The sequence below is a fragment of the Caldicellulosiruptoraceae bacterium PP1 genome, from assembly GCA_041320695.1.
In the GTDB taxonomy this organism is placed as follows: domain Bacteria; phylum Bacillota; class Thermoanaerobacteria; order Caldicellulosiruptorales; family Caldicellulosiruptoraceae; genus JBGGOQ01.
The window spans coordinates 408421-423749 of the sequence record JBGGOQ010000002.1; the positions used below are offsets into that span (position 1 = coordinate 408421).

Below are 15329 nucleotides of genomic sequence, written 5' to 3' on the forward strand. Positions count from 1 at the left end.
GGTGGTTTATATGATTAAAATTGTTGATACAACATTAAGAGACGGTGAACAACGCCCAGGAATTTCATTAGGTTTTCAAGAAAAGATTACTATTGCTAAATTACTTGATAAGTTAAATGTTTATCAAATTGAAGTTGGTATCCCAGCAATGGATGGTAGTGAAAAAAGAGCTATTCAAAAGATAGCTGAACTTGGTCTAAAAAGTAAAATATTGGTTTGGAATAGATTATCTATTTCAGATTTAGATCATTCATTTGAGTGTGGTAATGTTTGTATTCATATTTCTGTTCCATCATCTGATATTCAAATAAATCATAAATTAAAAAAAGATAGATACTGGGTTATTGAAAATCTAAAAAAATGTGCAGATTATGTGAAATCTAAAGGATATAGTTTATCAATAGGGCTTGAAGACGCTTCAAGAGCAGATTTTAATTTTATATGTGAATTGATTAAAATATCCTGCGAGTTTGAAGTAGAAAAAATAAGATATGCAGATACAGTAGGAATTTTATATAGGGAGGCAACATATGAGAACATCAAAAAGATTAAAGAATATTTTAATGTAGATGTTGAGTTTCATGCACACAATGACTTTGGAATGGCAGTATCAAATTCAATTGCAGCAGTATATGCTGGTGCAAAATATATTGATTGTACAATTGGTGGTATTGGAGAAAGAGCAGGGAATTGCGATTACTATAAATTTATTTCTGCATGCCAAAAAAGGTTTAATTGTTTTAACAACATTGAAAAAAGAATGATAAAAAAGATTCAAAATCATATTGAAAGAATTATAGCAATTAATAATTTTGTTGCATAATCAGAATATTGACATACCTTCCAGTCTGTATTAGAATATCAAAAATATCTTAATATAACTGGAAGGTGATTTTTTATGAATTTCATAATTAGACCAGTAAGGATTGATGATGCAGAGGCAATAAATGAGATGAGAAGAATGGATGGAGTTAGAGAAACCACATTAGGTATTACAAGTGAAAGGTTTGAAAGGACAGTAGATTTTTTAAAAAACTTGAGTGAAAATGATCACCTTTTTGTTGCTGAAGTTCAAGAAGACCAAACTAGAAAGGTGGTTGGATTAGTAGGGTTACATGTTAATAGATCACCAAGGCTTAGACATTCTGCAGCAATTGGGATAATGGTTCATAAAAATTATCAAGGCAAGGGTATAGGTAAGGCTTTGATGAAAACAGTTTTAGACCTTGCTGACAATTGGTTAATGCTAAAAAGAATTGAACTTGGTGTTTTTGCTGATAATGAAAGAGCCATAAAACTGTACAAATCATTAGGTTTTGAAATAGAAGGGCTAAAAAAGTATGCAGCTATTAGAAATGGAACATATGCAGATGAATACATAATGGCTAGGTATAAAATTGAAAATAATTGATTATTAAAAAAATTTTTTATGATTCTTCTTTATGGGTATTATATATCATAGTAGTATTTTTAAATTATAATACTGCTGATAATAATATCTATAATAGAAAGGTGATAAAAAATGGCAAAGGTACTATATATTAAAGCAAATCCTAAAAGTGATGAAGTATCAAGAACATTTAGAATTTCAGAAAGGTTTATTGAAGCTTATAAGCAATATCATCCAGAGGATGAGATTATAAAACTAGACCTTTATAAAGAAAATTTACGTTTCTTAACAATTGATGACATCAACCAAATATTTGCACCTAAAGATGAAGAATCAAAAAACAATCCTATTCTAAAATATGTCTATCAATTTGCAGAGGCTGATAAGTATGTAATAGCAGCACCTATGTGGAATCTAGGAATACCTTCTATTTTGAAAGCATACATCGATTATATCACTGTATCAGGAATAACTTTTAAATATACAGAACAAGGTGCAATAGGGCTTATGCAAGGTAAAAAGGCAATTCATATAATGGCAACAGGTGGTGAATACATGCAAGGGCCATTTGCAGAATTTGAAATGGCAAATAGATACTTAAAAACAATTTTTGGATTTATGGGTATAACCGATTTTAAAACAATAATTGCAGAAAAATTAGATATCATTGGGCAAGATGTAGAGGCAATTGTAAGTAATGCAATTAATAAAGCTATTGAAATAGCCAAGACATTTTAAAGTTTAATATAAGGTCGAGAGATGTAAAAATCTCTCGATTCTTATTTATAATACAATTAATTTGTATTAATATAATAATAGAAGCCAATTATAATTTTTATTGAAGGTGATAAAAATGGATAAAATTGCATTGGTGTTAGAAGGCGGTGGAATGAGAGGGGTTTATACAAGCGGGGTATTAGATTATTTTATGGATATAAATCTATATTTTCCTTATGTAGTTGGTACATCAGCTGGTGCATGCAATGCTGTATCATATATATCTCGACAAAAAGAAAGAAGTAAAAAAGCTACAATTGATTCATTGGATGACCCAAGATACATTAATATAAGAAATTTTTTTAAATATGGTTATCTTCTACATATGGATTTGTTGTTTGATGAAATCCCAAATAAATTAATACCATTTGATTACAAAACATTTTTTGATGCTAAAGAAGAATGTGTTATAACAGCTACTAACTGTAATACAGGAAAGGCAGAGTATTTTTATAAAAAGGATTGTAAGGATTTGATGCTTGTATTAAGAGCATCAAGCAGTTTACCTTTTATATCTCCAGTTGTATTAATAGATGGTAAGCCTTATTTAGATGGAGGTATTACCGATTCCATTCCTATTCAAAAAGCTATTGATGATGGTTTTAATAAATTTGTAATAATTTTAACAAGACCTCATGATTATAGGAAAAAACCTTTTAGATTTGAAAGATTAGCAAGACGTTTTTACCCGCAATATCCAAACTTAGTTGATAGCATAATTAAAAGATATATTGTATATAACAATACACTTGATTTAATTGATGAACTTGAAAAACAAGGCAAAGCTTTTGTTATTCGACCAAGTAAATTAATTGAAGTTGGAAGATTAGAAAAGGATAAAGAAAAGTTGACAAGGCTATATAACTTAGGAATTGAAGATGCTAAAAACATTTATAATAATTTATTTGAGTGGCTTCAAAAAAGTAATAATATATAAAATTACCTCTTTTATTTTACAGAACATAATAAATGTTACCAAACAACTTGTGCATACAAGTTGTTTGGTATATAATTATATCAAATAGTTTATAATTTATGGGGGATTTTGTATGTTAAAAGAATTAAAAGAAAAAGTTTTATTAGCTAATCTTGAATTACCTAAAAGAGGATTAGTTACATATACATGGGGAAATGTAAGCGGAATTGATAAAGAAAGTGGACTTGTTGTTATAAAGCCAAGTGGTGTTCCTTATGATGAATTAAAGGTAGAGCATATGGTTGTAGTAGACCTTGAAGGCAATGTAATAGAAGGAAATTTACGACCATCATCAGATACCCCAACACACCTTATTTTATATAAGCATTTTAAGGAAATTGGTGGAATAGTTCACACACATTCAAGGTGGGCTACAATTTGGGCTCAAGCAGGACTTTCTATTCCACCACTTGGAACAACACATGCTGATTATTTTTATGGGGAGATACCTTGTACGAGAAGGCTTACCAATGATGAAATTAATAATGAATATGAAAAAATGACTGGAATAGTAATTGTTGAAACTTTCAAAAATATTAACCCAACTTATATACCAGCTGTATTAGTATGTAATCATGGTCCATTTGCTTGGGGAAAAGATGCAAATGAGGCAGTTCATAATGCAGTAGTATTAGAAGAAGTAGCAATGATGGCATTTAATACAATAGCTCTTAATCCCCAAGTTTCTTCTATTAATAGAGCAATATTAGATAAACACTTTTTAAGAAAACATGGGAAAAATGCTTATTATGGACAAAAAAATAGATAAAATTATTATATGGGACAAATTTGTCCCTTTTTTTTATACCCTATAAAGTTTATATTTTATACCCAATAATTTTGACATATAGATAATTTAAAACAATTTTAATTATATTAGTATTTTGTTGAATTAAAATAATAACTTTAATAATATATTAGAAAAATAAAAAGGGGGATTTTTTGTATGGGTTATAAATATTATGATGATAAATTTCCATTTCATTTTATGAATCCTTCATTACCACTAGAAAAAAGGATAGATGACTTACTTGCTAGACTAACAATTAAAGAAAAGATTGAACTCTTGCCCACAAGGCAAAAAGCAATACCAAGACTTGGTATAAATGAGTTTTGGGTAGGAGGAGAAGCTGCACATGGTCTTGCGTGGAGAGGTGTAGCAACAGTATATACTCAACCAATTGGGCTTGTTTGCAGTTTTGATAAAGAACTTATGAAGAGAATTGGAGAGGCTATATCTGACGAAGCAAGGGCATTTTATAGAAGATTAGATAAAAGAGGTGGTCTTTGTCTTTGGGCACCTACAATAGATATGGCAAGAGACCCTCGATGGGGTAGAACTGAAGAATCTTATGGTGAAGACCCGTTTTTAGCAGGTGAAATGGCAGCTAAATTTATTCAAGGTATGCAAGGGCAACACCCTTTTTATTTAAAGACTGCAGCAACACCAAAGCATTTTTTTGCTAACAATAATGAATATGAAAGAGCATCTTGCTCTGCTGAAGTAAGTCAAAGAAATATGAGAGAGTATTATCTTGATGTTTTTAAAAGAGCAATTACAAAAGGTAAAGCCTCTTGTATTATGACAGCGTACAATGCAGTAAATGGTGTTCCTTGTAATGTTAATCCTATCGTCAAAGACATTGTTAAACATGAATGGAAATTAAGTGGATTTGTAGTGACTGATGCAGTTGATTTTACCCAAACTGTTACTATGCATCATTATTTTGATACATATTATGAAGCTGCTGCAGCATCTTTAAAAAATGGTGTTGACTGTTTTACAGATGACCCTAAGATAGTTATTGAAGCATTTAATGAAGCTTATGAAAGAGGTTTAATAAATCAAGAAGACATTGACAGGGCTCTTAGAAATATTTTTAGAATAAGATTTAGACTTGGGGAATTTGATCCAGATGAACTAAATCCGTATAGTCAGATTTCAGATTCTGAAATTTGCCATAAAGATCATGCAAAGCTATCATATATGGCAAGTCAAAAATCAATTGTATTACTTAAAAACCAAAAAAATATATTACCAATTGATAAGTCTAAAAAGCAAAAAATAGCTGTTATAGGTCCATTAGCCAATGAGGTTTTCTTAGATCATTATAGTGGCTCATTACCATATAAAGTAACTCCATTACAAGGTATACTAAATAAGCAGTTAGCAAATGAGATCTATTTTGATACAGGAAACGATGAGATTGCTATCAAATCAGTATTAACTAACAGATATTTAAGTGCATATAAGACTGATAGCTCTCCATTATTTGCAAATGGCTTACATATTAGTGACAGTCAAATATTTTCTCTTGATGATTGGGGCTGGGGTAGCTATACTATTAGAAGTAAGGCAAACAATATGTATCTTAATGCTGAAGATAATGGATTTGTTAAAGCATCATCAAAAGAGATAATTGGTTGGTTTGTTAAACAAAAATTGAGATTAGAAAAAATTGAAAATGATTTATATATAATTAAGACTTGGAATGATAAGTGCTTTACTGTAGACGCAGAGAATAATAACATTATTAAATTTGAAGATTTTAAAGATTTAGATTCTCAAAAATTTAAAATTGAATGTATATCAAAAGGGATAGAAAAAGCAAGTGAAATAGCAAGTCTTGCTGATATATGTGTAGTATTTTTAGGTAATAACCCATTTATTAATGGTAAAGAAGAATATGATAGACCTGATATTATTTTACCTTACCATCAAGAAGAATTGTTAAAAGCTATTTATGAAAAAAATCCCAATACAGTATTATTTATTATTGGAAGTTATCCTTTTGCTATAAACTGGGCAGATCAAAATATACCAGCTATACTTTACACTGCTCATAGTGGTCAAGAAATGGGGAATGCAATTGCCGACGTTTTATTTGGAGATTATAGCCCAGCAGGTAGACTTAATATGACATGGTATAAATCTATAAACCAATTACCACCAATTATGGATTATGATATAATTAATAACCATCGCACATATATGTATTTTGATGATGAAGTTTTATATCCATTTGGACATGGTTTAACATATACTAAATTTGAGTATATAGATATTATTGTTAATAATGAAATTGTTGAACCTAACAAATCAATAAAGCTAATAGTAAGAGTAAAAAATGCTGGTGATATAGAATCTGATGAAGTTATCCAAGTATACATAAAAGCAGAAAATTCAAAATATAAAAGGCCAAATAAGCAACTAAAAGGTTTTGAAAGAATTCATCTTTTACCAAAACAAGAGATGGATATTGAATTTGAAATACCTTATGAGGAGTTATCAATATGGAATGAATCACAGGGATGTTTTATTGTCGAAGATGGCTATATTACATTAATGATTGGTACATCTTCTCAAGATATTAGACTTACAAAAAAAGTAAAAGTTATTGGTGAAAAACTTAGATAAATACTAATATTCAAAAGGGTGAATACAATCACCCTTTTTTTATGTCTAAGATATAGGGTGAAAGATAGCAAAAAAATGAGGTATTTTTTTTAAAAAAAATATTGTTTAATATTAATGTAATAAAAATATAAAATAAAATAATTAAAATAACATAATAAAATAGAAAATTATGTTATTTTACATATAATAGTAATATTATATTAGAAAATTATGTCAAATAACATGTATATTATAATAATATTATAACAATTATTTATATAAGGAGGCAAAAAATGAGTACTAATACGGCACAAGCTCAAATTTCAACCAATCCTACTAAGCCCAAAAAAAACATAGGTAAATTAGTATATAAGCAGAGATATCTAATTTTGATGATATTACCTTTTTTAGTGTGGCTTATCATTTTTAGGTACATACCTTTATGGGGTTGGATAATGGCTTTTCAAGATTATAAAATTGGCAAGCCAATTTTTCAGCAGGAATGGGTTTGGTTTAAAAACTTTATTGATATGTTCCAAGATCCTGAGTTTTATAAAGTTATGAAAAATACTATTGCTATGAGTTTGATGGGATTGTTTTTTGGTTTCCCATTGCCAATTATTTTAGCCATATTAATTAATGAGGTTAAAAATAATGTATACAAAAGAGTTGTTCAAACAATTTCATATTTGCCGCATTTTGTATCGTGGGTTATTGTTGCAAGTTTGATTTCTTCAATGCTTTCTCCAGATGGAGTTATGAACATGATACTTAAAAATTTACATATCATAAAAGAACCAATTTTGTTTTTAGGTGAACCAAAATACTTCTGGTGGGTAGTAACCTTTTCAGATATATGGAAAGAATTAGGATGGAATTCAATTATATTTTTAGCTGCCATTACATCTATAAATCCAGAACTATATGAAGCTGCAACTGTTGATGGGGCAGGAAGACTTAAGAAGATATGGCACATAACTATTCCAGGTATTATGCCAACAGTTGTATTAATTCTTATTATGACAATAGGTAATATAATTAATATTGGTTTTGAAAAGCAATTTTTACTTAGAACTGCTGCTGTAAGAGATGTTTCAGATGTACTTGACTTATATATACTTCAATATGGTATAGGGACCTTTAGGTTTTCATTTGGTACAGCAGCTGGTCTATTTAAATCTGTGATAAGCTTAACATTATTATTTACAGCAAATTGGATTAGTAAAAAGACTACTGGTTATAGAGTAGTATAAAAAATAGATTGGCAGGTGAACAAAGTGAAGACCACAACTAGTGATAAAATATTTAATATTATTAATAACATGCTTATGTTGTTGTTAGTAATTATTACATTGTATCCATTTTTATATGTGTTAGCTGTATCATTAAATGATCCTTTTGATGCAGTAAAAGGTGGAATAACAATATTTCCAAGAAAATTTTCTTGGGTAAATTATAAAGAAATAGTAAGTTATCCAAATATACTTCATGCTACAATGATTACAGTTTTAAGAACAGTGATAGGAACAATTACAAGTGTTTTATCTACTGCAATGGTTGCTTATGTATTAAGCAGAAAAGACTTTTTAGCTAGAAAAATTGTCACAGCATTATTTATTATAACCATGTATGTTGATGGTGGGATGGTACCTAATTATCTATTAATAAGGTCTCTTGGACTTATGAATAATTTCTGGGTATATATACTACCTGGTATGATAAGTGCTTTTAATATAATTCTCATTAGATCATTTATTGATGAAATACCTGATGATGTTGAAGAATCAGCAATGATAGATGGTGCAAATGATTTACTTATTTTCTTTAGAATAATTTTACCTTTATGCTTACCTGTATTGGCTACTGTTACGTTATTCTCTGCTGTTGGGAATTGGAACTCGTGGTTTGATACATACTTATACTGTGGTGGTAATGAGAAATTATCTACATTACAATATGAGTTACAAAAGATATTATCTAATGCTTCTGCATCATCAACTTTAGATTATTATTCAAACTTAGATCCTAATAGAACTATGAGAGTAACTCCTCAATCCTTAAGAATGGCCATGACTGTTATTGTAACATTACCAATTGTATGTGTATATCCTTTTGTTCAAAAGTACTTTATTAAGGGTATGACACTTGGTGCAGTAAAAAGTTAATATTTTACTGTTTCAAGTGTGATATTTATAAACTATAATTATATTTGGGAGGTATATTTATGAGAAGGAACCTAAGGTTTATTGCACTCCTGATTGCTGTTATATTCACATTTGGAGTTGCAATTGGGAACGTTTATTTGACAGATGCTGCTTCTGCTAAGCTTTATCATCCATTAAAGGTAATGCCTGAAGCAAGCAAACCAATTACATTTACAATGTTTAATGCTGAAACAAATCCAAACGATGATCGCTATCAAAGCCCAGTTGCAAAAGAAATTAAAAGATTAACTGGTGTTACATTGAAGGTTGAGTACAATGTTGATGCTGGTTCACAAAGATTACAGCTTATGGCTGCAAGTGGTGATGTTCCAGATTTACTTTTTGCAAAAGGTGATTTAACTCTTTTCAAAGATGCAAACTTATTAGTCCAATTAGATGATCTAATTAATAAATATGGTCCAAATATAAAGAAAGCTTTTGGAGATAACTTAAAGAGGCTAAAATGGTCAAAGGATGATCCACATATATACGCTTTAGGTATCACAACTGACAATGATGCTTCGTTAGATGTAAATGGTGGTTTTATGCTACAACATAGAGTAGTTATGTCACAAAATTATCCAACAATTAGAACAGTTAAAGATTTTGAAAATGCTATAAGCAAATACTATAAAGCAAATCCACAAACTGATGGAATGCCAACAATACCTCTTACATTAAGTGCTGATAACTGGAGAACTGTAATAAGTGTTACAAATCCTGCTTTCCAAGCAACTGGAGCTCCAGATGATGGTGAACTTTATGTTGATCCAAAGACATATAAAGTTCAATTCCACTATAAGAGACCTGCTGAAAGAGAGTACTTCAGATGGCTTAATCATATGTGGAATGTAGGACTTTTAGATAAAGAAACATTTGTTCAAAAAGACGATACTTATAAAGCAAAAATAGCTAGTGGTAGAGTACTTGCTCTAATAGATGCTGGATGGGCTGTAGGAGAGCCTATTACAGCTTTAAGAAATGCTAAGAAATATGACAAAATGTATGGATACTATCCTGTAACAACAAATACTAAAATATTACAACCGCCACCAGATGTTAGAAAAGGTTATACTGGAGGGTGGGGAGTTTCAATTACTTCAAAATGTAAAGATAAAATAAGAGCTATTAAGTTCTTAGATTGGATGACAACTGAAGATTCAAATATCCTAAGAAACTGGGGTATTGAAAATGTACATTACAAATATGTAAATGGAAAGAGAGTATTCATTGATAGTGTTAAACAACAGAAACTAACTGATCCTACTTTTGGCAAGAAAACTGGTATTGGTGTTTACACATATCCGTTCCCAAGATTACCAAACACATATATAGACAAAACAGGTAATCCAACTACACCTGATATAACAAAAGCTGATATTAGCAAGAACTATACAGATGTTGAAAAGAAAGTATTAAGTGCTTACAAAGTTCAAATATGGAAAGATCTATTCCCAAAACCTGAAACATATCCTGTTAAGGTATGGGGAGATCTTTGGATGCATCAACCAGAAGACAGCGAAATTAAAACTATTGCAAGCAAAACATTTGATTATGCAACACAGAACATTGCTAAAGTTATTATGGCAAAACCAGAGAAATTTGACCAAGCATATACAGATTTCTTAAAAGGATTTGACAAACTAAATGGAGCAAAATATGAAAAAGCTATGGAACAACTTATTAAAGAAAAGATTGAACTTTGGACAAAATAGACTTGCCTTATTAAATAGAAAGGACTATCGTTCTCTATGATAGTCCTTTCTTTAAATTAACGAGGAGTGAGAATATTGAATACCAATTTAGGCTATACATATTCAACTGTTCCTAAAAGATGGGAAGAAGGGTTATTATGTGGTAATGGAACAATTGGAGCACTAATGTTAGGTAAGCCACAAAATGAGAGTATCTATTTAACACATGAAAAACTGTTTATTCCATTATATGAAAAGGAGATATTACCAATTAATCTTGCTCCACATTTGAATAAAATTAGGAATATGCTGTTTGAAGGAAAATACAGAGAAGCTTCTGAGTTTGCTTGGGAATTAGCAAAAAAAGAAGGATACAAGGACCTTGTTTGGACTGATCCTTTTTTTCCAGCTTGTAGCTTAAATATAGAATTTCAAAATGAGAATATTGTTGATTATTCGCGAAGTCTTAACTTCGATACCGGATACGCTGCAGTAAAAATTAAAACAAATAATGGAACAATAAAAAGAAGCCTTTTTGTGTCAAGAAAAAGGAATATTTCTGTTTTACAAATACAGTCAGACTATAAAATAACAGTTCAAATTAGCAAAGGACATCTTAATACACCTGAATATGATAATAGACATAATTTAATTAATGGATTAAAGTATACCATTATAGAATATGATAAAGATATTATTTCAATGAAATGTGCTTTTAAGTATACACAAGGAGGATATATTTGCATTTCTAAAATTGAAGCTGATGGAGTTTTGAAAAATATTGATGAATCGACACAAATAATAGATGCAACAAATATAAAAATATTTACAACTGTTGATGTAAATAATGATATTGAAAACTTAGATAAATCATACTATATAGAATTTTTAAGAAATATACCTAACAATGTTGAGCTATTATTTAATGAACATAAAAGCATTCATAAGACACTTTTTGATAGAGTATCTTTTAATATATCGAAATATAGCCAATTTAGCGATAGTTCAATTTATTTAGACTCAAAAAAAGGTATTATTAATAATAAGTTTATAGAAAAAATCTTCAATGCAGGAAGATATGCAATTATTTCAAGTTGCGGTGATTATCCGCCTGTGTTGCAAGGTATTTGGACAGGAATTTATGCTGTTCCATGGTCATCTGATTATACCAATGATGGTAATTTACCAACTGCTATTTTAGGACTACTTCCATTAAATAATGCTGAGTTAATGAAAAGGCTATTGAATTACTATTACAATCTTATTCCTCATATGAGAGAAAATGCAAAGAGGTTATTTGGTTGCAGAGGAATAGTGTTGCCATCAAGAACAAGCACAAAAGGTTATAATTTTCATTTTAATATTGATTGGCCCATTATATATTGGACTGCTGGTGCTGGATGGATTGCAAGATACTTTTATGATTACTGGTTATATACGCAGGATAATAATTTCTTTTTAGATAGAGTATTACCTTTTATGAAAGAAGTAGCAGAATTTTATGAAGATTTTATGATTGAAGATAAACATGGTAAATGGATGTTTATACCATCTTACTCTCCAGAAAATACTCCACTAAACAGTAATTCTCAAACAACAATTAATGCAACAATGGATATTGCTGTTGCAAAAGAGGTTTTTAGTAATCTTATTGAAGGTTGTTCAACCCTTGGCATAGAAACAGAAAATATAATTAAGTGGAAAAGAATTTTAGAAAAGATGCCTAAGTATCAAGTTAATGAAGATGGTGCTTTAAAGGAATGGTGTTATGACTTTGTAGACAATTACGATCATAGACATGCATCCCATCTTTATCCTACTTTTTATTGCATTGATAAAGATTTAATAAAAGATAATTTAATAGAAGCAGCTAAAAAGGCATACAGGTTAAAAAAACAATTTAAAAACAAAGAAGAAGGTATAATGGCATTTGGATTAATACAGGTAGGTATGGCTGCTGCACATTTAAAAGATTCTGAAATGGTTGAAGAAATTATATATAAATTGGCAAAAGATTATTACTATGAGAATTATGCATCTTCACACGATGCAGGGCCTTCACTTTTTAATACAGATATTTCTGGTGGTCTTCCTGCACTTATAGTAGAATGTATTGCTCAAAGTTATACTCAGCAAGATGAATATGATAAAATAGAGTATTTTGTTTTAGAAGTATTACCAATTAAAATAACAAAATGGTCTGATGGAAAATTAAAAGGGCTTAAGACAAGAGGAAATTTCGAAGTAGATATTGAATGGGAGAATCATAAGTTAAAGCATTTATTAATAAAAAATAATTCTTTAAATAAATTAAAGATTGTATATGAAAATAAAGAAATAATTATTAATAATACAACAAAAGAAGTAATATTAACACATGATAGTTTTGGTATATAATAAACTAAACTGTATATGAGGAGGAAAGACAAATGAAATTTACTGATGGTTTTTGGCTTATTAAGCAAGGTGTGAGTGTGAATTATGCAGCCTGCGTATATGATTATGAACTATATGATGATTCAGTTGTTCTTTATGCACCGTGTTCAAAGATTTATCATAGAGGTCAAACATTAGGTGGACCAGTTATTACTGTTAAACTATCTTCTCCAGCACCAGAGGTAATAAAGGTCCAAGCATTTCATTTCAAAGGAATAAAAGATCAGGATAAATCATATTTCAAAATTAATGAACAAAAAAATCATAAAGTAGAAGTTAAAGATTTTGATGAATATATTTTTATGAAGACTGGAAACTTAAGTGTTAAAATAAAAAAATCAGATTGGCATGTAGAATTTTTCAATGGAGAAGAAAAGATTACTGATTCAGGATGGCGAAATCTCGCATATGTGATTGATGAAAATAAATCAACATATATGTGTGAACAATTAGCTTTAGGTGTTGGTGAATATGTTTATGGCTTGGGCGAAAGATTTACACCATTTATAAAAAACGGACAAGTTGTGGATATATGGAATGCTGATGGCGGTACAGCTTCTGAACAAGCATACAAAAACATACCATTTTATGTATCCAATAAAGGTTATGGTGTTTTTGTAAATTCATCATCAAAGGTATCATTTGAAGTAGGATCTGAAAAGGTTGAAAGAGTTTCATTTAGTGTTCCAGGAGAATATCTTGAATATTTTGTTATTAATGGGCCAACCATAAAGGAAGTGTTAAAAAGATATACAGATCTAACTGGTAAACCTTCATTACCACCAGCATGGTCATTTGGTCTTTGGCTCACAACATCATTTATTACAAGTTATGATGAGAAAACAGTTAATAGCTTTATTGATGGTATGTTTGAAAGAGATATACCTTTACATGTATTTCATTTTGATTGCTTCTGGATGAGAGAGTATCAATGGTGTGATTTTGAATGGGATTGCAGATATTTCCCAGATCCACAGGCTATTTTGAAAAGGCTAAAAGAGAAGGGGCTAAAGATTTGTGTTTGGATAAACCCATATATTGGTCAAAAATCAAAGCTATTTGATGAGGGCATGAAAAATGGTTACTTACTAAAAAGACCAAATGGTGATGTATGGCAATGGGATTTATGGCAACCTGGAATGGCAATAGTAGATTTTACAAATCCTGATGCTTGCAAATGGTTTTCTGATAAACTAAAAAGGCTTGTAGATATGGGAGTAGATTGTTTTAAAACAGATTTTGGTGAAAGAATACCTACTGATGTTGTTTACTTTGATGGTTCTGATCCTGAAAAGATGCATAATTATTATACATTCTTATATAATAAAGTGGTTTTTGAAACATTACAAGAAAAATTAGGAAAAAATGCACTGGTATTTGCGAGATCTGCAACTGTTGGTGGACAGCAATTTCCTGTTCACTGGGGTGGAGATTGTACAGCAAGTTATGATTCAATGGCGGAAAGCCTAAGAGGTGGGTTATCTCTTTGTTTATCAGGTTTTGGTTTCTGGAGCCATGATATAAGCGGATTTGAAAATACAGCAACACCAGATTTATATAAAAGATGGGTTGCATTTGGACTTTTATCATCACATAGTAGACTTCATGGAAATTCTTCATATAGAGTCCCTTGGCTCTTTGATGAAGAAGCAGTTGATGTTTTAAGATTCTTTACAAAACTAAAATGTAGACTTATGCCTTACTTATTTACTGTTGCCAATGAAGCAGCACAAAAAGGTATTCCAATGATGAGAGCAATGATTTTAGAGTTCCAAGATGACCCAACATGTGCTTACCTCGATAGGCAATATATGTTAGGAGATTCATTATTAGTAGCTCCAATATTTAATGAAAAGGGAGATGTAACATATTATCTGCCAGAAGGCAGATGGGTAAATCTAATTACAAACCAATTGGTGATAGGTGGTTCATGGAAAAAGGAAAATCATAATTACCTTAGTTTACCATTGATGGTAAGAGAAAATAGTATAATTGCTTTTGGCAATGATGAATACCATGTAGATTATGATTACACAAATAATATTGAATTTCATGTATTTGAATTAGATGAGAATGTTACTATTGAGAAGGCTATTTATAATACAAAAGCTGAAGTTGAACAAACAATAAAATTAGACAAGAAAGGTAATAGTATTGAAATAAAGGTATCAAACACTTCTAAACCATGGAGTGTTATTTTAAGAAGAATTGATAATGTAAAGAAAGTTTCTGGAGCAGAGGTTATTAAAACTGAGTTAGGTGTTAAGTTAATTCCAAGCAAAAATGCAACATCTATTTCTGTTGAATTATAATATAATATGCTTAATTTTAAAAAGCTACCCAATGTAAGAAGGGTAGCTTTTTCATGTATTATTCATTTATTATTTCTTTTTTATTTGTTATAATTTAATTAAAAAAACTATATTTTTTATTTACAATTGATAATTTTATCAAT

At 29.9% G+C, this 15329-nt stretch carries 11 protein-coding genes; all 11 read left to right on the top strand.

Features of this window, described 5'->3' with window-relative positions; all coding sequences use genetic code 11:
- Positions 1 to 10: 10 nt before the first annotated feature.
- The 11 genes from ACAG39_05505 (at position 11) to yicI (ending at position 15186) form a co-directional block, all read left to right on the top strand.
- On the top strand, positions 11 to 823 hold the full coding sequence (locus ACAG39_05505; protein MEZ0536693.1) for a homocitrate synthase: 813 nt from the start codon (positions 11 to 13) through the stop codon (positions 821 to 823).
- A 75-nt stretch (positions 824 to 898) separates the two neighbouring features.
- A complete protein-coding gene (locus tag ACAG39_05510; GenBank protein ID MEZ0536694.1) occupies positions 899 to 1411 on the top strand; it encodes a GNAT family N-acetyltransferase in 513 nt (170 codons plus the stop codon).
- A gap of 111 nt (positions 1412 to 1522) precedes the next feature.
- Positions 1523 to 2128: an FMN-dependent NADH-azoreductase gene (locus tag ACAG39_05515; GenBank protein MEZ0536695.1), complete on the top strand. Its 606-nt coding sequence runs from the start codon at positions 1523 to 1525 to the stop codon at positions 2126 to 2128.
- Between the two features lie 115 nt (positions 2129 to 2243).
- The gene (locus tag ACAG39_05520; GenBank protein ID MEZ0536696.1) at positions 2244 to 3104 is read left to right on the top strand and encodes a patatin family protein; all 861 of its coding nucleotides are present in this window, start codon (positions 2244 to 2246) and stop codon (positions 3102 to 3104) included.
- Positions 3105 to 3216: 112 nt separating this feature from the next.
- On the top strand, positions 3217 to 3912 hold the full coding sequence (gene araD / locus ACAG39_05525) for an L-ribulose-5-phosphate 4-epimerase (GenBank protein MEZ0536697.1): 696 nt from the start codon (positions 3217 to 3219) through the stop codon (positions 3910 to 3912).
- 177 nt (positions 3913 to 4089) lie between these two features.
- Positions 4090 to 6561: a glycoside hydrolase family 3 C-terminal domain-containing protein gene (locus tag ACAG39_05530; GenBank protein MEZ0536698.1), complete on the top strand. Its 2472-nt coding sequence runs from the start codon at positions 4090 to 4092 to the stop codon at positions 6559 to 6561.
- 371 nt (positions 6562 to 6932) lie between these two features.
- Positions 6933 to 7793, top strand: coding sequence for an ABC transporter permease (locus ACAG39_05535; GenBank protein MEZ0536699.1), 861 nt, complete (start codon positions 6933 to 6935; stop codon positions 7791 to 7793).
- A gap of 69 nt (positions 7794 to 7862) precedes the next feature.
- A complete protein-coding gene (locus tag ACAG39_05540) occupies positions 7863 to 8705 on the top strand; it encodes a carbohydrate ABC transporter permease (protein MEZ0536700.1) in 843 nt (280 codons plus the stop codon).
- 59 nt (positions 8706 to 8764) lie between these two features.
- Positions 8765 to 10459, top strand: coding sequence for an ABC transporter substrate-binding protein (locus ACAG39_05545; GenBank protein ID MEZ0536701.1), 1695 nt, complete (start codon positions 8765 to 8767; stop codon positions 10457 to 10459).
- Positions 10460 to 10534: 75 nt separating this feature from the next.
- A complete protein-coding gene (locus ACAG39_05550; GenBank protein MEZ0536702.1) occupies positions 10535 to 12835 on the top strand; it encodes a glycoside hydrolase N-terminal domain-containing protein in 2301 nt (766 codons plus the stop codon).
- A 32-nt stretch (positions 12836 to 12867) separates the two neighbouring features.
- Complete coding sequence (gene yicI / locus ACAG39_05555) at positions 12868 to 15186, top strand: alpha-xylosidase (GenBank protein ID MEZ0536703.1); 2319 nt, start codon at positions 12868 to 12870, stop codon at positions 15184 to 15186.
- Positions 15187 to 15329 lie beyond the last annotated feature (143 nt).

What these genes read in the sequence shown, in the direction of transcription:
- ACAG39_05510 (MEZ0536694.1), top strand. Translation starts at nt 899, where the DNA reads ATGAATTTCATAATTAGACCAGTAAGGATTGATGATGCAGAGGCAATA.
- ACAG39_05540 (MEZ0536700.1), top strand. Translation starts at nt 7,863, where the DNA reads ATGCTTATGTTGTTGTTAGTAATTATTACATTGTATCCATTTTTATAT.
- ACAG39_05545 (MEZ0536701.1), top strand. Translation starts at nt 8,765, where the DNA reads ATGAGAAGGAACCTAAGGTTTATTGCACTCCTGATTGCTGTTATATTC.
- ACAG39_05535 (MEZ0536699.1), top strand. Translation starts at nt 6,933, where the DNA reads ATGATATTACCTTTTTTAGTGTGGCTTATCATTTTTAGGTACATACCT.
- ACAG39_05520 (MEZ0536696.1), top strand. Translation starts at nt 2,244, where the DNA reads ATGGATAAAATTGCATTGGTGTTAGAAGGCGGTGGAATGAGAGGGGTT.
- ACAG39_05515 (MEZ0536695.1), top strand. Translation starts at nt 1,523, where the DNA reads ATGGCAAAGGTACTATATATTAAAGCAAATCCTAAAAGTGATGAAGTA.
- ACAG39_05530 (MEZ0536698.1), top strand. Translation starts at nt 4,090, where the DNA reads ATGGGTTATAAATATTATGATGATAAATTTCCATTTCATTTTATGAAT.
- araD (MEZ0536697.1), top strand. Translation starts at nt 3,217, where the DNA reads ATGTTAAAAGAATTAAAAGAAAAAGTTTTATTAGCTAATCTTGAATTA.
- ACAG39_05505 (MEZ0536693.1), top strand. Translation starts at nt 11, where the DNA reads ATGATTAAAATTGTTGATACAACATTAAGAGACGGTGAACAACGCCCA.
- yicI (MEZ0536703.1), top strand. Translation starts at nt 12,868, where the DNA reads ATGAAATTTACTGATGGTTTTTGGCTTATTAAGCAAGGTGTGAGTGTG.